Genomic DNA, 22,795 nt, shown 5'->3' on the forward strand with positions numbered 1-22,795 from the left:
CCGCTTCGGCCGAGTCGCTACGCTGCGGCGAATCGACTACGCGAAGAAGGAGGGACACCGTGCGCAAGCCCGAGGTTAGTGAGGAACTCGCCCGACGCGTGGTGGACGCCCTCAACCGCGCGCTCGACGTCGACATCGCCCCGGCCGACGCGCTCATCGCCGTCTCGACCCGCGACGGCGTGGACTACCAGTGCAACCTCGCGATGAGCCTGGGCAAACGCCTCGGCCGCCCGCCGCGTGAAGTCGCCGCGGCCATCGTCGAGCACCTCGGGATCACCGACCTCGCCGAGCCGCCGGAGATCGCCGGCCCCGGCTTCCTCAACTTCGTGCTCCGCCGCGAATGGCTCGAAGACGGCGTCACCGCGCTCGGCAGCGACCCGAGGCTCGGCGTCGAGCCCGCCACGCGACAAAAGCGCATCGCCCTCGACTACAGCAGCCCCAACGTCGCCAAGGAAATGCACGTCGGTCACCTGCGCTCGTCGGTGATCGGCGACGCGATCGTGCGGCTGCTGCGCTTCGCCGGCCACGAGGTGCTGCCCCACAACCACCTCGGCGACTGGGGCACTCCCTTCGGCATGCTCATCGAGCACCTGCTCGACGAGCCGCCCTCCGGACACAGCGGCATCGGCGACCTCAACGAGTTCTACCAAGCCGCGCGCCGGAAGTTCGACTCCGACGAAGCGTTCGCCACACGCTCGCGCGAGCGCGTCGTGAGGTTGCAGAGCGGCGACGCCGAGACGCTCGCCACGTGGCAGGGGCTCGTCGACGAGTCCACCCGCCACTTCAACGAGGTCTACCAAATGCTCGGCATCACGCTCACCGACGAAGACATCTACGGCGAAAGCTTCTACAACCCGTACCTCGCCAAGGTCGTCGACGAACTGGAGGCCGACGGGCTCACCGAGCTCAGCGACGGCGCCGTCTGCGTGTTCCCCGAAGGCTTCCACAACCGCGAAGGCGACCGGCTGCCGCTGATCGTCCGCAAGCGCGACGGCGGCTACGGCTACGCGGCCACCGACCTCGCCACCGCGAAGTACTGGACCACCGAACGCGGCGCCACCGACCTGCTCTACGTCGTCGGCACGCCGCAGGCCCAGCACTTCGCGATGCTCTTCGCCGTCTGCCGCGCGGCGGGCTGGCTCGACGGAGTGCACGCCGAGCACATCGGCTTCGGCTCCGTGCTCGGCGCGGACGGCAAGGTGATGCGCACGCGCGCCGGCGAGACGATCAAACTCGCCGACCTGCTGGCCGAGGCCGTCGCGCAGGCCGCCGACGTCGTCGCCGAACGCAGTGAGCTGAGCGAGGCCGAACAGCGCGAGGTGGCGCGCGCCGTCGGCATCGGCGCGGTGAAGTACGCCGACCTCTCCGGCGACCGTGAGCGCGACTACGTGTTCGACTGGGACCGCATGCTGGCCAAGGACGGCAACACGTCGGTCTACCTGCAGTACGCGCACGCACGGATCGAGTCGATCCTCGCGAAGGCGGGCGACCAGAGCGCCGGCGCGCCGGTCACGTTGGCCGAGCCGGCCGAACGCGCCCTCGCCCTCACGCTGCTGCGGTTCGGTGAAGCCCTCCGCGCGGCGACCAGCGCGTACGCGCCGCACAAGCTGTGCACCTACCTCTACGAGACGGCCGTGACGTTCTCCCGCTTCTACGAGCAGTGCCCGGTCCTGACCGCCGAGACGCCGGAACTCCGAGCCTCGCGAGTGCAGCTGGCCACGCTCACGTCGCGCACGCTCGTGCTCGGCCTGGAACTGCTCGGCATCGAAGCACCGCGCCGGCTCTGACCCGCGGCGGGGTTGGGGCGCCCAGCCTCAACCCCGCAGCTTCGCCACCACGCCCATCGCACGGAACATCCCCCGCGCCGCGACGCGTCCGAGCCGGCTCTCCGACACGAACTGGTCGGCACTGCGGGCCGAGGCACGGACTGCCTTGAAGCCGTACTTCCGCATCTCGCGCTCGTACTCCCCCACGGCCACCCGCACGTCACCGCCCGCGGAAAGCTTGCGGCACAACAACTGCGCGTCGCGCAACGCCGTGTTGGCCCCGATGCCGCGGAACGGCGTCATGCTGTGCACGGCGTCGCCGAGCAGCGTCACCGGGCCGGGCTGCCACGGCTCGACCGGCAGCGACGTGAGGATCGGCAGCCGGCTCGCGGAGGCTTCGGGTGAGCTCTCGATCAGATGGACCAGGTCGGGATGCCAACCGTGGATCGAAGACAGCGCCGCTTCGCGGAGGTTGGTGTCCGATGTGGATAGTCGGCGCGAGCCGTACGCCCACATCACGTAGCTGCCGGTGTTGTCGAACAGCACGGGGTCCAGGTCGGCCGTCTCGTCGTTGACCGCGATGTCGGGGAACAGGTGCGGCGCCGTGAACATGCCGCACCCGGGCGGCGCCACGACATAGACCGGGCCGGCCTTGAAGCGGTCCGCCACATCGGAAACCGGCGTTTTGCCGACGATCGTCACGATGCCGGTATCGACCCGTCGCGCGTGCGGCAGGAGCTGCGCGCGGACGCGGGAATTCGCACCGTCCGCGCCGACCACCAGGTCGGCTTCGGCCGTGGTGCCGTCGGCGAAATGCAGGGTCACAGCCTTCGGCCCGGCCTCATACCGCACGAACTCCTTGTCGTGCCACAGAATTCCGTCGAGTCCCGTCGACAGCACCTGGTGCAGCGAGATCCGGCTCACGGAGTGGTGCGCGGCGGCCGGATCCGCGGCGGCGGGTTCGCGCATCACCGCCAGCTCGCGCAGCTGCTCCGTGACGAACGCGAACTCGTGGGCGTTTTCCCCTGTGGCGGCAAGGAATCTCTGCCACGCATCGGACGGCAGGCACTCGTGCAACGCGGCCGCCCCGTGCGGATCGATGTGCACGCGATAACCCTGCAGCCGTTCGGTCCGCGTGCGGCTGCGTTCGTACACCGCCACTTCAACGCCGGCCCGGACCAGGCCGTGGGCCAGGCACAGGCCACCCGTCCCACCGCCGACGACGGCAACTCTCAGAGTCATGGTCTTCCCCTCTCGGACCACTTCATAATTATCCGTACGGATGATTAAGTCAACCGTAAGGATGATTGAGTCATCGGCTAGGCTGATCCCGTGCCCGAGAACAGCCCCCGCCGTGCGCCGCGCGAACGTCAGCGCGACCCCGAGCGCACGAAGGCGCGCATCCTCGAGGCGGCCAAGGCGGAGTTCGGCAACAAGGGATACGCGGCGGCGCGCGTGGGCGAGATCGCCGCGCGGGCGGGCGTGAACAAGCAGCTGATCTCGTACTACTTCGGCGGCAAGGAAGGCCTGTACACGGAGCTGAACCGCCCGGTGTTCGACAGCTTCACCACGATCGCCGCGCCGGATCGCGAGCTCGCGGACGTCGCCGCCGAGTTCGTGCGCTCGGGTCTCGCCGACGCCGACCTCGGCCGCCTGTTCCTCTGGGAGAACCTCACCGACGGCGAGCCGGACACTGTCGGTGTCGAAGCCCAGCGCGAGTTCCTGCAACGCCAGCTCGGCTACGTCCGCGCACGTCAGGAGGCCGGCGACTTCCCGGCCGACGTCGACCCGGCGGCGCTGATGCTCGTGCTGATGGCCGCGGCCAGCGCGTCGCTCGCGTTCCCGCGCGTCGCCCGGGCCCTCACCGGCCAGGACCCGGGCTCGGCGGAGTTCGCCGACGGCTACGCGGAGCAGCTGGCCCGCATCGTGCGGGCGCTCAAGCCCTGACGATCAGCGCCACCAGCTCGTCGGCCAGCTCCGGGCCCACCGGTGTGCGGGTGGCGAGCAGGCGGTACCAGAGGGTGCCGAACACGACGTCGATCAGGGTTTCGCGGGAGACGCCGGCGGGGAGCTCGCCGCGCTCGGCCGCGCGGTCGACGATCCGGCCCAGCACCTCGCGGCGGCGCAGCAAGAAGTCTTCGCGGAACCGGTCGCCGAACGCGGGGTCGACCTGCGCCTGAGCCATCAGCGCGCGCAGAGTGTCGGCGACGGTCTGCTTGCCGCCGAGCGCGAACGTGTCGCGCAGGAACTCGCGCAGGTCGGCCGCGAGGTCGCCGTGGTCGGGCACCGGCACGATCAGGTCGGCCTTGCTCGCGAGCGCCTCCATGAGCACGTCCGCTTTGGACGGCCACCACCGGTAGACGGTCTGCTTGCCCGAGCCGGAGCGCGCCGCGATGCCTTCGATGGTCAGGCCGGCGTACCCGACTTCCGCGATGAGCTCCAGGGTCGCGACGAGGATCGCGTCGCGGCTGGCGGCGCTGCGCTTGCGGCCGGGGCGGCGGCCGAGGGACTGGTCGGTCACGAGAACCGATGGTAGCGTAATTCGAGACGAGACGTCACGGTTCGAAATAGGAGACCACATGAGCAACAGCACGGCCCTCGTCGCTGGGGGCACTTCGGGCATCGGGCTGGCGACCGCGCGCAAGCTGCGCGACCGCGGGTTCGAGGTCCACCTCACCGGCCGCGGCAAAGAGCGGCTCGACGATCTGGCGGCCAGCGATCCCGAATTGACCGGACACCAGGCCGACGGCGCCGACGCGGCCGCTATGGCCGCGCTCGCCGAGACGATCGGGCGGATCGACGCCCTCGTCGTGAGCCTCAGCGGCAGCGAGGGAATGGGGCCGATCGCGGACCTGGACCTGGGCATGCTGCGCCGCGCTTTCGACGCGAAGTTCTGGGCGCACCTCACCACCATCCAGGCGGTACTGCCACGACTCGCACCGATGGGGTCGATCACGCTGGTCACCGCCATCAGCGCGCGCACCGGCATGCCGGGCACGACCGGGCTCGCGGCGATCAACGGCGCCCTGGAGGCCGCGGTCAAACCCCTGGCGGCGGAACTGGCGCCGATCCGCGTCAACGCCGTATCGCCCGGGGTGGTGGACACCGCTTGGTGGAGCGGCTTCCCGGCCGAGCAGCGCGCGGCTTACTTCGCGCAGGTCGCTTCCGCACTGCCGACGCGGCAGGTCGCGTCCGCCGACGACGTCGCCGAAGCCGTCGTGTTCGCAGCCACCAACCCGACCACCACCGGCACCGTCCTGGAAACCGACGGCGGCGCGCGGCTGATCACCCTCTGATGCCTCGCGGGACTTGAGCCGTGCTCACCGCTCAAGTCCCGCCGTGGCGGGGTTTCTGCCGGCGGAGGGGTGGTCGGTGCACCCGGTTCTCGCCCGAGAACATCGCGGCCAACCTCGTGCTGGTGGACCGGGTTCGGGCCCTCGCCGAGGAGAAGGGCGTCACGCCGGGTCAGGTCGCGCTGGCCTGGGTGATGAGCCACGGCGTCGTGCCGATCCCCGGCACCAAACGGCGGAAGTACCTCGACGAGAACGCCGCCGCCGCGGACGTGTCCCTCAGTGAGGCCGACCTCGCCCGGCTCGGCGCCGCCGTGCCGCACACTGCCGTGGCCGGGGATCGCGACACGCCCGCGGGGCTGGCCAAGACGAACGGCTGACCGTGTCGTTCAGCGGCGAAGCGGCACGAGATCGTCGGCGTGGACGACCTCGCGGCGGTGCTCCACGGGAACCTCGTGGCTCGACCGGCCGATCAGGTCGGGCAGCTCGCTCGCGTCGAACGCCACCACGCCGCGCGCGACCGGGACGTCCTTCGCATCGACGAGGTCGACGACGTCACCCGCCTCGAACTTGCCGGTCAAGCCGGTGATGCCGGCCGCCAGCAGCGAACGGCGGCGCAGGATCGCGGCCACGGCCCCGTCGTCGAGGCGGAGGCGGCCGGACGAGTCGGCGGCGTAACCGAGCCAGAAGCGGCGCGCGGACAGGCGGGTGTCGGCCGGGGCGAAGACCGTGCCGACGTCGGCCGCGCCGAGCGCGCCGGCCGCGTCGACGGCGGCCGCGAGCAGCACCGGGATGCCGGCGCCCGCCGCGGTGCGGGCGGCCGCGAGCTTCGAGACCATGCCGCCCGTGCCGAGGCCCGAGGAGGACATGCCGACGGAGATGCCCTCCACATCGGACTCGCTCAGCACCTCGGCGATCTTGCGCGTGGCGCCGTCGCGGGGGTCGCCGTCGTAGAGACCGTCCACATCGGACAGCAGGATCAGCGCGTCGGCGCCGATGAGGTGGGCGACGAGGGCGGCGAGGCGGTCGTTGTCGCCGAAGCGGATTTCCTGCGTGGCCACGGTGTCGTTCTCGTTCACCACGGGCACGGCGCCGAGGGCGAGCAGCCGCGAGAACGTGCGCTGCGCGTTGCGGTAGTGCGCGCGGCGCACGACGTCGTCCGACGTCAGCAGGACCTGGCCGACGGTGAGCGAGTACCGGCCGAACGACTCCGCGTACGCGTGGGCCAGCGCGAGCTGCCCGACGCTCGCCGCCGCCTGCTTCGTGGCCAGGTCACGCGGGCGCTTGCCGAGCGACAGCGGCGCCAGTCCCGCACCGATCGCACCCGAGGACACGAGCACGATCTGGCAGTCGCGGGCCACGCGTGCGGCGATGGCGTCGACCAGCGCGTGAAGCCGCTCGACGTCCAGGCCGCTGCCGGCGGTCGTGAGCGCGGACGAACCGACCTTGACGACGAGCCTGCGGGCTTCGGCGATCTCGACGCGCGTGCCGCTCACCGGTCCAGTTCCTCCAGATCGTCGTCGAAGTCGTCCGCGAAGTCGGCGCCCTCGGCGTCCGCGTCGGAGACCGACTCGTCCTCCCCCGTCCCGTCACGGCGGATCCGGCGGGCTTCCTTGCGCTCCGCCGCGCCGACGCGGTCGCTCTTCTCCAGCCGCACGTCCGTGCCGCGCCCGGACAGGTGCACCGCGACGCCGGGCGACGAGGGCTCCCACTCGAACTGCACGTCGCCGATCGTGACCGGGCTGCCCGGCCTCGCCCCCTGCTTCGCGAGCGCTTCTTCGACGCCGAGGCGGTTGAGCCGGTCGGCGAGGTAGCCGACGGCCTCGTCGTTGGCGAAGTTCGTCTGCCGGATCCAGCGCTCGGGCCGGGCACCGCGGACGATGAACGCGCCCTCTTCCTCGGGGTCGGCCGAGACGGTGAAGCCACTGTCGTCGATGGCCAGCGGGTGCAGCACGATGCGCTGCTGCTCCAGCACCGGCTGCGCCTCGCGGTACTCCTCCACGACCTTCGCCAGCGCGAAGGTGAGCTCCCGCAGGCCCTTGCGCGAGGCCGTCGAGACCTCGAACACCTGCAGGCCACGGGCCTCGAACTCGGGCCGCACGAACTCCGCCAGCTCGGCGGCTTCGGGCACGTCGATCTTGTTCAGCACCACCACGCGCGGGCGCTCGTCGAGCTTGCCGCCCAGGCCCGGGGTGTACTTCGCGAGCTCTTCTTCCAGAGCGTCCACATCGGACACCGGGTCGCGGCCCGGCTCCAGCGTCGCGCAGTCGACCACGTGCACCAGCACGGCGCAGCGCTCGATGTGGCGCAGGAAGTCCAGGCCCAGGCCCTTACCCTCCGACGCGCCCGGGATCAGGCCCGGCACGTCGGCCATGGTGAACACGGTGGAGCCGGCGGTGATCACGCCGAGGTTCGGCACGAGCGTGGTGAACGGGTAGTCGGCGATCTTCGGCTTCGCGGCCGAGAGCACGGAGATCAGCGACGATTTGCCCGCGCTGGGGAAGCCGAGCAGGCCGACGTCGGCGACCGACCGCAGCTCCAGCACCAGGTTGCGCGACTCGCCGGGCTCGCCCAGCAGCGCGAATCCAGGGGCCTTACGGGCCTTCGACGCCAGCGCGGCGTTGCCGAGCCCGCCGCGGCCGCCCTGGGCCGCGATGAACGTGGTGCCGGGCGACACGAGGTCGGCCACGAGTTCGCCGTCCTCGGTGAAGACGACGGTGCCGGACGGCACGCGCATCTCCAGCGGTTCGCCGGCGGCGCCGTTGCGGTTGCTGCCCATGCCCATCTTGCCGTTGCCGGCGCGGGCGTGGGGGCGGAAGTGGAAGTCGAGCAGGGTGTGGACGTTGCTGTCGACGACGAGCGTGACGTCGCCGCCGTTGCCCCCGTTGCCCCCGTCCGGGCCACCCAGGGGCTTGAACTTTTCGCGGTGCACGGAGGCACAGCCGTTGCCCCCGTCACCGGCGGTCAGGTGGATCACCGCGCGGTCCACGAACCGGGACGCCATGGCACTGCCTCACTTCACTCGCGAAGAAACTGTCGGACAACACAAACGAGGGGTGGTGCCGGATATTCCGGCTCCACCCCTCGTCGGAAAGTCGTGCGTTCGAAGAAGTCTGAGATCAGGCTTCGACGGCAGCGGACGGCACGATGTTGACCGTCTTGCGGCCACGCTTGGTGCCGAACTCGACCGCACCGGCGGCGAGCGCGAACAGCGTGTCGTCGCCGCCACGGCCGACGTTCACGCCGGGGTGGAACTTGGTGCCACGCTGGCGGATCAGGATCTCACCGGCGTTCACCTCCTGGCCGCCGTAGCGCTTCACGCCCAGTCGCTGGGCGTTGGAGTCGCGACCGTTGCGGGAGCTGGACGCACCCTTCTTGTGAGCCATGGCGAAGCCCCTCTTTCAAATGTTTCAGTCTGAAGACTACGAAGATCCGAAGAACTACTTGGAGATACCGGTGACCTCGACGCGGGTCAGCTTCTGCCGGTGACCCTGACGCTTGTGGTAGCCGGTCTTGTTCTTGAACTTGTGGATCCGGATCTTCGGACCCTTGGTCTGCTCCACGACCTTGCCGGTGACCGAGACCTTCGCCAACGCGTCGGCGTCCGTGGTGACCTCGCCACCGTCCACGAACAGCACGGCGGGGAAGGTGTGCTCGGTGCCCGGCTCGCCCTCGAGCTTCTCGACCTCGACGACGTCGCCGACGGCCACCTTGTACTGCTTGCCGCCGGTCTTGACGATCGCGTACGCCGACACGGAAGTCTCCTGCATTAACTCGGCCCTGTAACTACTAGGCAATCGGGTGGGGGGCTGGCGCGGACGGCCCGCCCGGAGGCGGTCCAAGTGCTCGCGCAGCGGCCTGCTCTGGTGGCAGGCCGTACTACAGGTTACGTGAGGTTCCCCGGTGGATGGACACCGGGGTCCCCTACGTGGTCTTTCAGCTCTGCTCCGAGGCGTGCACCGGCGGACCCGCCGGGCGCGACGCCGCCCGGCGCGACCGGCGCCGGGTGGGTCGCGTGGCCGGAGCCGGCACGTCGACCTCGGATTCGGTCTCCTCACTCGACACAGCCGCCTCAGCGGTCTCGGCAACCTCGGTCTGCTCAGCCGGCTGGGCGGGTTCCTCGACGGCCGGGGCCGGGGTCTCGACGGCCGGGGCCGCCGTCTCCTGCGCCGTCTCCACTGTCTTCACGGCCTCGGCCAGCGGCTTCGGCTCGTCCGCGACGTGCGGCTCCGGCTCGCCCTCGTGCTCGCCCTTGTGGGACGCCGCCTTCGACGCGTTCGCCATCGCCTGCACGGCCGACACCACGGACTCGCGCTGCTCGGGCGTGGGCGCCGGGGCCGGCTCCACGACCTTGGCGTGCTCGGCCTGCTGCTCGTCGCCCTTGCCGCGGCCCCGCGAACGCCGGGAGCTCTTGGTGTCCCCGCCGCCGTTGCCGTGGTTGTGGTTGTGGCCGTTGTTGCCGCCGCCGTTGCCGCCACCACCGGTGCGCTGCGGCTCGGTGGACACGACGACCCCGCGGCCCTTGCAGTGCTCGCACGGCGTGGAGAACGCCTCGAGCAGGCCCGTGCCGATCTTCTTGCGGGTCATCTGCACGAGACCCAGCGACGTGACCTCGGCGACCTGGTGGCGCGTGCGGTCGCGGCCGAGGCACTCGGTGAGGCGGCGCAGCACCAGCTCGCGGTTGGACTCGAGCACCATGTCGATGAAGTCGATCACGATGATGCCGCCGATGTCGCGCAGCCGCAGCTGGCGGACGATCTCCTCCGCCGACTCCAGGTTGTTGCGCGTCACCGTCTCCTCGAGGTTGCCGCCCGAGCCGGTGAACTTGCCGGTGTTGACGTCGATCACCGTCATCGCCTCGGTGCGGTCGATGACGAGGTACCCACCCGAGGGCAGCCAGACCTTGCGGTCGAGCGCCTTCGTGATCTGCTCGTCGATCCGGTGGTCGGCGAACACGTCGCCGGTGCCGGTGTAGCGCTTGAGGCGATCGGCCAGGTCCGGGGCCACGTGCTCCACGTACGAGTGGATCGTGTCGAACGCCTTGCCGCCCTGCACCTCGAGCTTGGCGAAGTCCTCGGTGAACAGGTCGCGCACGACCTTCACCAGCAGGTCGGGCTCTTCGTAGAGCATGGTCGGCGCGCCGCCCTTCTTGGCGGCACCGGCGTCGGCCTTCTCCTTGATGACGTCCCACTGCACCTTGAGGCGCCGGACGTCGCGGTCGAGCTCCTCCTCGCTGATGCCCTCCGACGCGGTGCGGATGATCACGCCCGCGTCCTCGGGGACGATCCGCTTGAGGATGTCCTTGAGCCGGCGCCGCTCGTTCTCCGGCAGCTTGCGCGAGATGCCCGTGGCCCCGCCGGCCGGCACGTAGACCAGGAAGCGGCCGGGCAGGGAGATCTGCGTGGTCAGCCGGGCGCCCTTGTGCCCGACCGGGTCCTTCGTGACCTGCACGAGCACGCTGTCGCCGGTGGACAGGGCCTGCTCGATCTTGCGGGCCTTGCCCTCCAGGCCGGCGGCGTCCCAGTCGACCTCGCCGGCGTAGAGCACGGCGTTGCGGCCGCGGCCGATGTCGATGAAGGCGGCCTCCATGCTCGGCAGCACGTTCTGCACGCGGCCGAGGTAGACGTTGCCCACGATCGAGCCGGTGCCGGCCGAGGTGACGAAGTGCTCCACGAGCACGCCGTCCTCGAGCACGCCGATCTGCGTGGAGTCGCCCTTCTCGGCGACGACCATCGTGCGCTCCACCGACTCGCGGCGGGCGAGGAACTCGGCCTCCGACAGGATCGGGGCGCGGCGGCGGCCGGCCTCGCGGCCGTCGCGGCGGCGCTGGCGCTTGGCCTCCAGGCGCGTGGAGCCGCGGACGCTGCGCACCTCGTCGCGCGCCGGGCGCTCGGGCTGCTCGGCCTTGGCCTGGCGCACGTGGGTGACGGTGTTGGGCGGGTCGTCGGTGGTCGCCTCGGACCCGTCGTCGTCGCCACCCTTGCGACGGCGGCGACGGCGCCGGCGGCGGCTGCCGCCCTCACCGTCGGAGTCGCCGTCGGCATCGGCTTCGCCGGCCGAGTCCTCGGACTCGGCCGGCTCGCCCTGCTCGGCGTCGGCCTGCTTCTCGGGCTTGTCGGCCTGCTTCTCGTCCTGCTTCGCCGAGCCGCGCTTGCGGTCCGGCTCGTCGGCGGCCTCGTCGTCCTCGGTGCCGCCCTCGTCGCCGCCCTTGCCCCGGCCGCGGCCACGGCGGCCGCGACGACGCCGGCGCCGGCCGGCCGCACCGTCTTCGTCGTCGTCGGAGCGGTCGTCGGTGTCTTCGCCCGTGGTGTCCTCGGCCTGCTCGTCCTCGGCCGGGGCCTCCTCGGTGACCGGCTTCGGGCCGACGCCGAACACCGGCTCGGGCCGGCTGCGCGCGGGCCGCTCGCCGGCGGGCTCGGGCTCCGGCGGCAGGAAGACCGGCGACGGCGCGGCGAACACCGGCACGTGCACCGGGCGCTTGGCCTGCGCCGGCTCCTCGGCCTCGGCCTCGGCGGGCGGGTCGCTCACGACGACCGCGGGCACGGCGGCCCGGCGGACGCGGCGGCGTGGCTCGCGCTGCTCGGGGGCGGCCTGTGCTTCGGCGGGCTGCTCGGTGGTCTCGACGGCCTCGGCGGGCTGGGCGCGTTCGGCCCGGACGGGTTCGGGCTGAGCCGGCTGCTCAGTGACCTCGGCGACCTCGGTGACCGGGGCGACCTCAGGGGCCGCGGTGCTCTCGGTGGCCGCGGTGACCTCGGGCGTGCTCTCGGCCGCGTCGGCCGGGGCGAGCGCCTCGGCCACCTTGACCGCGACCTCGCGGGTCACGCTCGACTGCGCGCTGCGGGGGCTCTCGCCCAGCTCGGCCAGCTTGGCGAGCAGGTCGCGGCTGCTGGTGCCCAGCAGCTTGGCCAGCGCGTGCACGCGAATGCGCGGCGGCAGCTCCCCCAGCTGACTGGTCAGGGGTGCGGCGGTATTCCCGCCGGTCTGATCGGCGGGTGTGTCCGCGTTCGACATGTGTCTCCTCCGCCCCCGGGCGCGTCTGCCGGTTCTCACCGGTCACGACGCGGCCGCGCAGGGGCCCTTTCTGTTCCGTGCCCGCCGTGGTGGTGACCAGCGGCGGGAATCCTTGCGTGGCAAACCGTGCGGTCCGCCGGGTTCGGCGAACCGGGCACGGTCAGGTCTCCTCGGCGGCGCGCCGGCCTGGCTCCGACCCCTCGCGGGCCAGCCCCACCACGTCGAGCTGCCCGGCCTCCCGGGGGCGACGCGAGTGGTGCCGGTCCGGCACTCCTCCGGACCACTCACGACGCAGGCAGGATGCCCGTCGTCGGGGCGGTCGACGTGAGTATCCCACACCCGGGGGTGCACCCGGTGTAGTCGGTGCCTTGCGCAGCCACCCGGGCGTGCCGTCGTGGTGCGAAGTTGGCCGTTCCGCTTGTCCCGCCGCCCCAGCCTGGTTACCGTGCGGCTCGGGCACGCGTGCGCGCGGGTGCCCGGCGTTTCCTGCATCCGGTAGGAGGTCCGGTGTCCCTGCTGGCGCGGCCGCTGCGCGCGGCCGTGTGCCTCGTCGCGGCGCTCTCCGGGTGCCTCGCCGCCGGGCCGGCGAGCGCGGACGAGCCGAGCTGCCACCCGTCCGGGCGAACGTTGCGCTACGTCGTCGCCTTCGACCGGGGCACCTCCGAAGACTCCGCACGCGAGCAGGTCGAAGCCGCCTGTGGTCACTCGACCGGGTACTACCCGCAGATCGCCGTAGGCGTGGTCACTTCGGATGATCCGGACTTCGGGTCGCACATCGGGCTCGATCGCGCGTTCAGCGCGCAGGGCACCCGCCTCGCGGCGCAGCGCGCGAGCGGCGACGCCGTGCCGCCGCAACCCGCGCGAGCCGAGCTGCACCTCAGTGACCCGGCACAGGTGTCCACGGCCGACCTGTCGGGTGAGCAGTGGGACATGAAGATGGTCGACGCGACCTTCGCGCACCAGGTGAGCGAAGGCAGCCGTGACGTCGTGGTCGGCGTGCTCGACTCCGGCGTCGACCCGCACCATCCCGACCTCGCCGCCGCGATGGACCCCGCCGACTCCGCCGGCTGCCTCACCGGTGTCGCCGACCCGCGGCCGGAGGCCTGGCAGCCGACGACGTCGGTGCACGGCACCCACGTGGCCGGCATCATCGCTGCGGCCGACGACGGCAAGGGCGTGACCGGCGTCGCGCCCGGCGCCCGGATCGCCTCGGTGAAGGTGATCGACGACCGCGGTTACGCCGATCCCGAGGCCGCGGTGTGCGGGCTCATGTGGTCGGCGGCACACCACCTGCCCGTGACCAACAGCAGCTGGTTCGTGAACCCGTGGTCCCTGTCGTGCGTGCGCGGCGACGACCGGGGCGTGGTCCACGAGGTGCTGGCGCGCGCGGTGGAGTACGCCACGTCGGCCGGGACGCTGAACGTCGCGGCCGCGACCAACGAAGCCGTGGACCTGACGCCGTCGGCCCACTCGGGCGTACGGACCGCAGGCGCCGCGAAGTGTGAAGCGCTGCCGGCGGGCCTGCGTGACGTCGTGGCGGTGTCGGCCGTCGGCGCGGACCGCGTGAAAGCCGGCTACAGCTCGTACGGTCTCGGTGTGGTGGACGTCACCGCACCCGGCGGCGAGGCCGGGCGCTGCGTGGTGTCGACCGTCCCCGGGGGTTACGCGCCGTTGTGCGGCACGTCGATGGCCGCACCCCACGTCGCGGGCGTGCTGGCACTGCTGAAGTCGGCGCACCCCGGCATGTCGGCCGCGGACCTGCGCCGCGCCCTGGAGACGCGGGCCACGCCCATGCCGTGCCCCGACGACTACGACCTCACCGGCGACGGCACCCAGGACGCCTACTGCGCCGGCTACGACAGCTACAACGGTTTCTACGGCCACGGGCTCGTCGACGCGCTCGCCGCCGTGACCCCGCCCCAGACGGGCCCGCCGAACCCCGCGCGGTAGCCCCCGGCTCCCGCCACCGGGGCCCACTTCCCGCGATCGCCGGCCACGGTCGATCTTGCTAAGGTCGCAACGCTGCCGCCGGGTCGACAAAAGGTGTCTTCGTCATGACCAATCCCCTAATTGCGCCCACTCAGGACTCGACGAAGGCCTATTCCGGCATTTCGCTCCTGGAGACCGCGAACGACCTGTCGTCGGCCATCGAGTCGGGTGACTGGGCGTCGGTGGCGATGGGCGCGGTCGGCACGGCACTGGACGCGCTGTCGATGGCGATGGACCCGTTCGGGGCGATCCTGGCGGCCGGCGTCTCCTGGCTGATGGAGCACGTCGGCCCGCTCAAGGACGCGCTCAACGCGTTGACCGGCAACGCCGATCAGATCAAAGCCCAGTCGGAGACCTGGGCGAACGTCGCCAAGGAACTGGGCAGCGTCTCCTCCGACCTGGCCGACGCGATCAACGCCGACCTGCAGTCCTGGTCCGGATCCGCCTCGGACGCCTACCGGCAGCGCGGACAGGACCTGGCGACGTCGCTGCAAGCGGCGCAGAAAGGCTGTGAAGGCGCCTCGTCCGGAGTGAAGACCGCCGGTGAGGTCGTGGCCGCGGTCCGCACCCTGGTGCGCGACATCATCTCCGAGCTGGTCGGCCACATGATCAGCTGGGCACTGCAGGTCGTGTTCACCCTCGGCATCGGGCTGGCCTGGGTCGTCCCGCAGGTCGTCAGCGCGGTCGCGAAAACCGCCTCACAGATCACCGGCCTGGTCACGAAACTGGTGAAAGCGCTCAAGGCGCTGGTGCCGCTGCTGAAGAAGGCCGGGACGCTGTTCGAGGACGCCGGGAAGGCGTTCAAAGGCCTCAAGGGCGGCAAAGTCGCCCCGCCGCCCAAGACCAAAGACCTCTCCGGCACCCCCAAGGCCCCACCCGGCAAGACCCCCGGCGGCGACGGCGGCGGCGCCCCCAAGGGCGGCGGCTACGAAGGCACACCCAAGGACTACACACCCCCGCCGGGCAAATCCAGCGGCGACGACACCACCACGGCCTCCGGGTACACCGGCGACGCCAAGGACTACACCCCACCACCCGGCAAATCGAGCGGCGACGACTCCACCACGGCGTCGGGCTACAGCGGCGACGCCAAGGACTACACCCCACCGCCGGGATCCAAGAGCGGCGACGACACCACCCACGCCTCCAGCTCCGGCGGTGGCGGCTCCACCGGCGGTGGCGGCACCCCGCCGCCACTGAAGACCGACGGGGCGCCGGCGTCGCGCGGGCTCGACGACGGGCCCGCGGGCGCCGGACCGGCGAAGCCGGACACCACGCCGCCGTTGAAGGACCAGGGTGAGAACCCGCGCTCGATGGACAACACGCGGTGCGTGAACGACCCGATCGACGTCTCGACCGGGCAGATGGTGCTGCCCGAGATCGACGCCGAGTTCGCGGGCACGTTGCCGCTGCTGTTCGAGCGCACGCACTTCTCGTCGTTCCGCGCGGGCCGGTTCTTCGGCTCGAGCTGGGTGTCCACAGTGGACCAGCGGCTGGAGGTCGACGACGAAGGCGTGTCGTTCGCCTCGGCCGACGGGGTCATCCAGCGCTTCGGCCACCCTTCGGTCGACGGGTGGACGCGCGCGGAGCAAGGACCGCGGCGCTCGATCACCCGCCTGGACAACGGCGGCTACCTGATCGACGACGCCGCCGCGTCCGTCGCGCGCTACTTCGCCCCGGGCGAGGGCGTGCTGCCGATCTCGGCCGTCAGCGACCGCAACGGCAACCGCATCGAGTTCGACTTCGACGAGGCCGGCATTCCGCTCGGCCTGCGCCACAGCGGCGGGCACACCATCCGGATCGAGACGAACGCCGGGCTGGTCACCGGCCTGTTCTCGCCGGGCCCGGACGGCTCGGAAGTCGAGCTGGCCCGTTACGCCTACACCGGCGGCCGTCTGACGGCCGTCGTCAACAGCTCCGGGCTGCCGTTCCGCTACGAGTACGACGACGCCGGCCGGGTCGTGGCGTGGCTCGACCGCAATGAATCCTGGTACCGCTACACCTTCGACGCCGCCGGCCGCTGCGTGCGGACCGAGGGCGCCGGCGGGTTCCTGTCGGGCACGTTGGAGTACGACACCGAGAACCGGATCACCTACTCGACCGACGCCGACGGCCACCGGCACGAGTTCCACCTCAACGCCGCCGGGCAGGTGGTGCGCGAGGTCGATCCGCTCGGCGGCGTGACGACCTCGGAGTGGACCGCGCACGACCAGCTGCTGCGCCGGGTCGATCCGTTGGGGCGCACGACTTCCTACACCTACGACGAAGCCGGCAACGTGGTGCGCGTCGTGCGCCCGGACGGCGGCGAGCTCACCTTCGAACGCAACGGACTCGGGCTGCCGCTGGCCATGACCGAGGCTCCTGGCGTGGTGACCCGCTGGGAGTACGACGAGCGCGGCAACCTGCTCAAGCACGTCGACCCGGCGGGCACGGAGACGGCCTACACCTACGACGAGGCCGGCAACCTCACCTCGATCACCGACGCCGCGGGCGGTGTCACGCGGATCGCGCCCGGGTTCGCCGGCCTGCCCGCCGCGATCACCGACGCCACCGGCGCGACCACCAGCTACCAGCGTGACCAGTTCGGCCGCACGGTGGGCGTCGTGGACCCGCTCGGCGGGGTCGAGCAGTTCGGCTACACCGTCAGCGGGGCGATGACGTGGCACCGGCGCGCCGACGGGTCCGTCGAGCAGTGGCTGTACGACGCGGAGGACAACAACCGCACGCACACCAGCGCCGTGGGCACCACGACGTGGTCGGAGATCACCCACGGCGACCTGCCCTCGGCGCAGATCCGCCCCGACGGCACCCGCGTGCAGTTCGAGTACGACTCGCAGCTGCGCCTGGTCGCGGCGACCGACGAGCAGGGCCGGGTCTGGCGCCGCCACTACGACGGCGCCGGGAACCTGGTGCGGCAGACGGACTTCTCCGGCGTTGCCACGAGCTACCGCTACGACGCGGCGGGCCAGGTCGTCGAGCAGCAGACCGACGGCGGGCAGCCCATCGCGATCCGGTACGACGCGCTGGGCCGCATCGTGGAACGCAGCTGCGGCGACGAGGCCACCCGCTACACCTACAGCCCGGGCGGGCACCTGCTGACCGCCGAGAACGCCGACAGCCGCGTGGAGTTCCAGCGCGACGCCACCGGCCGCGTGCTCGCCGAGACCGTGAACGGGCGCACGGTGTTCTCGTTCCACGACCGCCTGGGCCGGCGCGTGCGGCGCGTGACCCCGTCGGGCGCGGAAACCGTGTGGGAGTACGGCACCGCGGACGGGCCGGTGGCCGTGCGCGCCGACGGCCACGCCCTGCGGTTCGAGTACGACCCGGCCGGACGCGTGACCCGCCAGACGCTCGACTCGGGCGCGGCGCTGGCCCAGACCTGGACACCGAACTCCCAGCTGGCGGGCCAGACCCTCACCGACCCGACGGGCCGCCCCGCCCAGCAGCGGGCGTACCGCTACCGCCCGGACGGCCGGCTGACCGGCGTCGAGGACCAGCTCACCGGCCCCCGCGCGTTCGGGCTCGACCAGCGTGGCCGGGTCACCGGCGTGCAGGGTCCCGGCTGGAACGAGCGCTACGCCTACGACGCGGCGGGCAACGTCGTCGACGGTGCCTGGCCGACCGCGACCGACCAGGACGCGCTCGGTCCCCGCGCGATGGCCGGCACGGTCGTCACCGCAGCCGGCGGCACCCGCTACGGGCACGACAACCGCGGGCGGATGGTGCTGCGCCGCACTGCGACCGGCCAGGAATCCCGCTTCACCTGGGACTTCCAGAACCACCTGACCGGCGTCGCGCTGTCCGACGGCACGCAGTGGCGCTACCGCTACGACGCCCTCGGCCGCCGCATCGCGAAGGAACACCTCGGTCCCGACGGCACGACCGTGCTCGACCGCACCGACTTCACCTGGGACGGCGAGGTGCTGGTCGAGCAGGCCCGCACCGTGGCGGACGGGCTCGACGTCACGGTGTGGGACTACGAACCCGACAGCTTCACCCCGCTCCTGCAGCGGCAGCGCCGGCAGAACCACGCCCAGGAGTGGATCGACGCGCGGTTCCACGCCATCGTGACCGACCAGGCCGGCGCGCCCGCGGAGCTGGTCGACGAGCACGGCGCCGTCGCCTGGCACGCCCACGCCACCGTGTGGGGCAGCGTCACCGCGGCGCCGCAGTCCACCGTGGACACCCCGCTGCGGTTCCAGGGCCAGTACTTCGACCGCGAAACCGGCCTGCACTACAACTTCCACCGCTACTACGACCCGGTTCTCGCCCGCTACCTCAGCCCGGACCCGATCGGCCTCGACGGCGGCCCCAACCAGCACGCGTTCGTCGAGAATCCCCACGTGCTGACCGACCCGCTCGGGCTGATGCCCAAGGCGTGCTCGAAGGGGAAGGGAAAGAAGACTTCCGGCACCACTTCCAGCTCGTCGGCGGAGCCGAGTTACAAGTACTCCCCCGGCGGCAGGCCGTACCTCGAACTGGCCCCGGGCGGCGCGCACGCCGAGAAGCCCAACCGGTACGCCGCAGGGTTCGTGAACCCTCCCCACGACCACCAGAACATGGTGCCCCACTGGGTCGACGCCGCCGTGACGAAGCCCCCGTCCGACATCGTCGACCCGAGCACCGGCAAGATCCTGGACAAGACCGGGTACAAGCATTGGCTGGAAACCACGCAGTTCAACACCAAAACGAACACCGGCCTACCCGACACGCCGATCATGGGTCACGGCGACGGCGTGCTGGGGCACGCGACCTCCGCGGGACAACACTGGAACGAGGAGGGCATGTGGAAGCGCCGGACGGAAAACCTGGCCGACAACAGGCGGACTGACTACTACCACGGCATCGAGGAGAGGCACTCTTCCTCGGGCAGCGGTTCCAAGGATCCCGCCTATGAGCGGCCCGGCCCGTACAACCAGGCGCACGGCGAATACTGGGACCAGAACCACCCCAACTTCCGCAAGACGGGTGGACCGTGGCCGTCGTACCAGCTGACGCAGGGTCCGGCGCTGCCGCCGGGCGGGTACGTGCAAGCGAACGGCAATGTCTACTACGGTCCGCACGGGCCGGTCGTGCCACAGAACCCGCTGCCGCCGCCCGCGCCGGTGGTCCCGCACAACCCGCCGCCGATGGGCGGTGGCGGGTACTCGAGCCCCTACGCCAGCAGCTCGACCGCCCCGTATCCGAGCTCGTACGCGAGCAGCTCGACGGCCGGGTACCCGCCGCCGCCCGCCGGGTACAACGGGTACCTCGCGCCGGGGCAGTCGGCTCCGTACCCCGGCGGTTCGTACCCGCAGTCGGGCTACGGGCCCTACAGCGGCGGTGGGTCCTACGGCGGTGGCGGGTCCTACAGCGGCGGAGGCGGATCCTACGGCGGAGGTTCGGGTGCCGGCTGGCCGTGAGCCGGCCGGTCCGGGCAGCAGCACCGCTTCGACGTAGCAGCGACGTACGCGCGGCACGGTCTTGGCCGGCGCGCTCGCGAACGCGCCGACTTCGGTGTCGGGCACACCGACGCGCCGGAACGTCACCGCCTCCCGGGTGGTGACGTTCCGACGGCCGGTGCTGTTCGGGCCGACGAGCTGTCACGGCTGTGCGCGGCCGGGCTGGGTCGAAGCAGAACAGCGCAGCAGCGACAGCGCCGACGGCCAGGGCGAGCGACAAGCCGGCGGCGGACGTGGCCGCCTTCAGAGGTCTTCCGTGCATCCGGTCCGCCTGAGGGCAGCCCGGACGCGGTTCCACTGACGGGCGAGAGGAGGTCCGGTGCTCGAAGCGCTCGGCCTGACCGCCGACGAGGAGCGGGTGTTCCGTGTGCTCGTGGGGGGCTATCGCGCCGCGGCCGGCGAGGTGGCCGCGCGGCTGGGGCTCGCCGTGGCCGACGTCGAGCGGGTGCTCGGCTCGCTCGTGGCCAAGCGGCTCGTGAGCCGCACCGGCGAGCACTACGTGCCGGCGCCGCCCGATGTCTCGCTCGGGCCGTTGCTGCGCCACGGCCAGTCGGAACTCGAGCGCGCCCGCGCCGCCGTGACGGAGCTGGCCGAGCAGTTCCGCGACAGCGCGCGGCGGCGCGATTCGTCGCGGCTGGTCGAGGTCGTCACCGGCGCGGAGGCGATCCGGCAGCAGGCGCTGAGCCTCCAGCGCGATGCGCGCGAGGAGGTGCTGTGGTTCTGCCGCGAGGCGCCCATCGCCATGCCGGCCACCGAGAACGACGAGGAGTTCCGCGCCTTGGCCCGCGGCGTGCGCTTCCGGGTGCTGTACGAGACCGCGCTGCTCGAGGAACCGGGCGCGATCGCGGGCCTCGCCGAGGGCATCCGCCTGGGCGAACGGGCTCGGACCATCGCGAAACTGCCCGTTCGCCTCGCCGTGGCCGACCGGGCGCTCGCGCTGTGCCCGCTCGCCGACGACGAGACCACGGGCGAACCGACCGCCGCGCTCGTGCTGGGCAGCAGCCTGGTGACCGGGCTGGTGGCGCTGTTCGAGAGCTATTGGGAACGCGCGTCTCCCCTGCGCATCGACGGCGTCCCCGCCGACGCCCCGCTGTCGGCCGACGAGCGGCGGCTGCTGTCGCTGCTCGTCGGTGGCGTGAGCGACAAGTCGATAGCGAAGCACCTCGGGGTGAGCCATCGCACGGTCCAGCGGAGGTTGCAGGACCTGATGCAGCGCGCCGACGCGCAGAGCCGGATGCAGCTGGCGTGGCAGGTCGCGAAACTCGGCTGGCTCGACGCCTGAATGTCCATTGAGGACACGGGGCCGGGTGTCCACTGTGGACATCCGGCCCCGTGGATCACCGCAGGGGCAGGCGGTAGACGCCCGCGCCCGTGCCGGCGAGGAGCCAGCGACCATCGGCTGAGGGCAGGAGGGTGCGGACGTCGTGGTCGGCCGGCTGCGTGGGCAGCGAGGTGAAGTGGCGGCCGCCGTCATGGCTGAACAGGACGCCGGCGCCGGGCTCGTACTTGTCGGCGGAAGAGACGTACAGGGTGCCGTCGCGGGTGAAGGTGGCGTCGGAGTAGCCGGCGGTGCCGAGGCCGGCCGCGGGGCGGAAGGTGGCACCGCCGTCGGTGGTGACCTTGACGAAGCCGTCGCCGGTGACCACGACGTGGCGGGCGTCGCGCGGGTCGACCGTCACGTGGGCGACCTCGCCGTCGAAGAATTTCCGCGCGGTCGCGCCGCCGTCGGTGCTGCGGTAGAGGCCGGTGACGTCGCCGATCCACAGGGCACCGCGAGAACGCGGGTCGACGGCGATCGACTGCACGCCGTCGAGACCGGCGAGCGCGTGCTGCGTCAGCGTGCGGCCGCCGTCGTGGCTCGTGTAGACGGCGGGCGTGAGGTAGCTGCCCACGTACACCGTGTCGGGGTCGCGCGGATCGACGGCCAGCGTCCGGGAGTTGCCCGGTACGGTCGCGAGCCGCTGCCACGTCGTGCCGCCGTCGCCGGAGCTTTCGACGGTGAAGCAGTCGACCTCGCAGTAGCCCTGCCGCACGCGAAGCACGGCCTTCGCCGAGATTGCCGCGAGGGCGCCGACGGAGTTGCCCAAGGTGTCCGGGGCCTGGCCGGTCCAGCCCCAGTCCTGGTAGCCGCGCGGGAGGTGTGCCGCGAACGGCGCCGTCGAGCGGTAGGTGCCACTGCTCGTGGCCGCGACGAGCGCCGGGCCGACGCTCGCGAGCGCGTCGACCTGGCTGGCGGGCACCCCGATGCGTCGGAACGTGACCGAGTCCCGTGTGGTGAAGATCCCCGCGGCCGCCGCGACGACCTGATCGCGCGGGCGGTCGGGGAAGCTGCCGATCTCGGAGTAGAGGTCGATCGCGCCGGTCGCCGCCGGGCGGTCGGTCCACGTGCGGCCGCGGTCGCGGCTGACCCAGACGTCGCGGGCGCCCGCGCTGCCGTCGGGCCGCGACGACGCGATGGACTGGACTTCGAGCTCACCGGCCGGGGTCAAACCGGTGAACGCCATCGCGTCGTCGGCGCCCCACGGACCGGCCAGGGTGCGGAACGTCCGGCCGCCGTCGGTGGAGAACACGGCGCTGCCGAGCACGCCCGAGCCGACCACGATGCCGTCCGCCGCGGCCAGGTTCGAGAGGTACGGCGTACCGGGCACCGAGAGCTTGCGCGGCGTGCGCGGGTGTCCCAGCGCGTCGTCCACGACGTGGATTTCGCTGCCGGTGGCCAGGAACAGGTGGTCGCCGTCGAGGGCGAGGTCGGTGACGCCTGCCGGCGCGCCCGGGAGCTTCGCCCAGTGGCGGCCGTGGTCGGTGCTGGTGAGCACGCCGTCGTCGCCCGCCGCGAAGGCGTCCTCGCCCGAAGGCGAGACCACCACGGACACGAGCAGGCCCGGGCTGGTGGCGACTGCGCGGAACGTGCGCGCCGCGTCGTCGCTGCGCAGCACCTCGCCGGTGCCCGTGGCCGGGTCGGTGGCGGCGACGTACACGACCGACCCGTCGCGCGGATCGGCCGCGATCGCGGTGCCGTTGGCGCCCAACGGACCCGGCGTGGTCCAGGTGTCACCGTGGTCGTCGGTGCGGTAGACGGCGCGGCCGCTGTCGGGCAGCACGTACAGCCGCGCCGGCGCATCAGGCGTGAACGCGAGGTGCCCGCCGGCGCTGTTCGGGCCGACGAGCTGCCACGGCTGTGCGTGCGCGGGCTCGGCCAGGGCGGGAACGGCCAGTGCGAGGGACAAGCCGGCGGTGAACGCGGCCAGCTTCAGAGGTCTTCCGTGCATCCGGTCAGCCTGGGGCAGTCCGGGCGCGG

General features: G+C 72.0%; 15 protein-coding genes. 7 read left to right on the forward strand and 8 right to left on the reverse strand.

What is annotated here, in order from left to right; all coding sequences use genetic code 11:
• Positions 1 to 59: 59 nt before the first annotated feature.
• Positions 60 to 1,787: an arginine--tRNA ligase gene (argS, locus tag AB0K15_RS24765; RefSeq protein WP_364054811.1), complete on the forward strand. Its 1,728-nt coding sequence runs from the start codon at positions 60 to 62 to the stop codon at positions 1,785 to 1,787.
• A 27-nt stretch (positions 1,788 to 1,814) separates the two neighbouring features.
• On the opposite strand, the gene AB0K15_RS24770 is transcribed toward argS, so the two are convergent.
• Positions 1,815 to 3,008 (reverse strand): NAD(P)/FAD-dependent oxidoreductase, encoded by a 1,194-nt coding sequence (locus AB0K15_RS24770; RefSeq protein ID WP_364054814.1) that lies wholly within the window; start codon positions 3,006 to 3,008, stop codon positions 1,815 to 1,817.
• 90 nt (positions 3,009 to 3,098) lie between these two features.
• Here AB0K15_RS24770 and AB0K15_RS24775 point away from each other — a divergent pair, with 90 nt between their 5' ends.
• Positions 3,099 to 3,713, forward strand: a complete 615-nt coding sequence (locus AB0K15_RS24775; RefSeq protein WP_364054817.1) for a TetR family transcriptional regulator — start codon at positions 3,099 to 3,101, stop codon at positions 3,711 to 3,713.
• On the opposite strand, the gene AB0K15_RS24780 is transcribed toward AB0K15_RS24775, so the two are convergent.
• A complete protein-coding gene (locus tag AB0K15_RS24780; protein ID WP_364054820.1) occupies positions 3,703 to 4,287 on the reverse strand; it encodes a TetR/AcrR family transcriptional regulator in 585 nt (194 codons plus the stop codon). The genes AB0K15_RS24775 and AB0K15_RS24780 overlap by 11 nt on opposite strands.
• A gap of 58 nt (positions 4,288 to 4,345) precedes the next feature.
• On the opposite strand from AB0K15_RS24780, the gene AB0K15_RS24785 reads away from it, so the two are divergent.
• Both AB0K15_RS24785 and AB0K15_RS24790 read left to right on the forward strand, forming a co-directional pair.
• The gene (locus AB0K15_RS24785; protein WP_364054823.1) at positions 4,346 to 5,062 is read left to right on the forward strand and encodes an SDR family oxidoreductase; all 717 of its coding nucleotides are present in this window, start codon (positions 4,346 to 4,348) and stop codon (positions 5,060 to 5,062) included.
• Between the two features lie 20 nt (positions 5,063 to 5,082).
• The gene (locus tag AB0K15_RS24790) at positions 5,083 to 5,436 is read left to right on the forward strand and encodes an aldo/keto reductase (RefSeq protein WP_364054826.1); all 354 of its coding nucleotides are present in this window, start codon (positions 5,083 to 5,085) and stop codon (positions 5,434 to 5,436) included.
• Between the two features lie 9 nt (positions 5,437 to 5,445).
• On the opposite strand, the gene proB is transcribed toward AB0K15_RS24790, so the two are convergent.
• The 5 genes from proB to AB0K15_RS24815 form a co-directional block, all read right to left on the reverse strand.
• On the reverse strand, positions 5,446 to 6,552 hold the full coding sequence (gene proB / locus AB0K15_RS24795; RefSeq protein WP_364054829.1) for a glutamate 5-kinase: 1,107 nt from the start codon (positions 6,550 to 6,552) through the stop codon (positions 5,446 to 5,448).
• Entirely contained in the window at positions 6,549 to 8,060 is a 1,512-nt protein-coding gene (gene obgE / locus AB0K15_RS24800) for a GTPase ObgE (protein WP_364054832.1), read from the reverse strand. The genes proB and obgE overlap by 4 nt, the downstream gene beginning before the upstream one ends.
• Before the next feature lie 115 nt (positions 8,061 to 8,175).
• The gene (rpmA, locus tag AB0K15_RS24805; RefSeq protein WP_364054835.1) at positions 8,176 to 8,442 is read right to left on the reverse strand and encodes a 50S ribosomal protein L27; all 267 of its coding nucleotides are present in this window, start codon (positions 8,440 to 8,442) and stop codon (positions 8,176 to 8,178) included.
• A 54-nt stretch (positions 8,443 to 8,496) separates the two neighbouring features.
• Positions 8,497 to 8,811 carry a 50S ribosomal protein L21 gene (gene rplU / locus AB0K15_RS24810; protein ID WP_009081084.1) on the reverse strand — a complete coding sequence of 105 codons (315 nt, stop codon included), beginning with the start codon at positions 8,809 to 8,811 and terminating at the stop codon, positions 8,497 to 8,499.
• A gap of 181 nt (positions 8,812 to 8,992) precedes the next feature.
• Positions 8,993 to 12,067, reverse strand: a complete 3,075-nt coding sequence (locus tag AB0K15_RS24815; protein ID WP_364054839.1) for a translation initiation factor IF-2 N-terminal domain-containing protein — start codon at positions 12,065 to 12,067, stop codon at positions 8,993 to 8,995.
• A 507-nt stretch (positions 12,068 to 12,574) separates the two neighbouring features.
• Between AB0K15_RS24815 and AB0K15_RS24820 the strand changes: the two genes are divergently transcribed.
• From AB0K15_RS24820 to AB0K15_RS24830, 3 genes are all read left to right on the forward strand, one after another.
• On the forward strand, positions 12,575 to 14,017 hold the full coding sequence (locus AB0K15_RS24820) for a S8 family serine peptidase (RefSeq protein WP_364054842.1): 1,443 nt from the start codon (positions 12,575 to 12,577) through the stop codon (positions 14,015 to 14,017).
• 104 nt (positions 14,018 to 14,121) lie between these two features.
• Positions 14,122 to 19,458 carry an RHS repeat-associated core domain-containing protein gene (locus AB0K15_RS24825; RefSeq protein ID WP_364054845.1) on the forward strand — a complete coding sequence of 1,779 codons (5,337 nt, stop codon included), beginning with the start codon at positions 14,122 to 14,124 and terminating at the stop codon, positions 19,456 to 19,458.
• Between the two features lie 358 nt (positions 19,459 to 19,816).
• Positions 19,817 to 20,779: a LuxR C-terminal-related transcriptional regulator gene (locus AB0K15_RS24830; protein WP_364054848.1), complete on the forward strand. Its 963-nt coding sequence runs from the start codon at positions 19,817 to 19,819 to the stop codon at positions 20,777 to 20,779.
• Positions 20,780 to 20,834: 55 nt separating this feature from the next.
• Here AB0K15_RS24830 and AB0K15_RS24835 read toward each other — a convergent pair whose 3' ends face one another.
• On the reverse strand, positions 20,835 to 22,766 hold the full coding sequence (locus tag AB0K15_RS24835) for a hypothetical protein (RefSeq protein WP_364054851.1): 1,932 nt from the start codon (positions 22,764 to 22,766) through the stop codon (positions 20,835 to 20,837).
• Positions 22,767 to 22,795 lie beyond the last annotated feature (29 nt).

Origin of the sequence: Amycolatopsis sp. NPDC049253 (assembly GCF_040678995.1) — a bacterium.
Classification (GTDB): Bacteria; Actinomycetota; Actinomycetes; order Mycobacteriales; family Pseudonocardiaceae; genus Amycolatopsis.

Coding starts and splice junctions, on each gene's coding strand:
- AB0K15_RS24770 (WP_364054814.1), bottom strand. CDS start 3,008: ATGACTCTGAGAGTTGCCGTCGTCGGCGGTGGGACGGGTGGCCTGTGC.
- AB0K15_RS24785 (WP_364054823.1), top strand. CDS start 4,346: ATGAGCAACAGCACGGCCCTCGTCGCTGGGGGCACTTCGGGCATCGGG.
- obgE (WP_364054832.1), bottom strand. CDS start 8,060: ATGGCGTCCCGGTTCGTGGACCGCGCGGTGATCCACCTGACCGCCGGT.
- rpmA (WP_364054835.1), bottom strand. CDS start 8,442: ATGGCTCACAAGAAGGGTGCGTCCAGCTCCCGCAACGGTCGCGACTCC.
- AB0K15_RS24815 (WP_364054839.1), bottom strand. CDS start 12,067: ATGTCGAACGCGGACACACCCGCCGATCAGACCGGCGGGAATACCGCC.
- AB0K15_RS24825 (WP_364054845.1), top strand. CDS start 14,122: ATGACCAATCCCCTAATTGCGCCCACTCAGGACTCGACGAAGGCCTAT.
- AB0K15_RS24835 (WP_364054851.1), bottom strand. CDS start 22,766: ATGCACGGAAGACCTCTGAAGCTGGCCGCGTTCACCGCCGGCTTGTCC.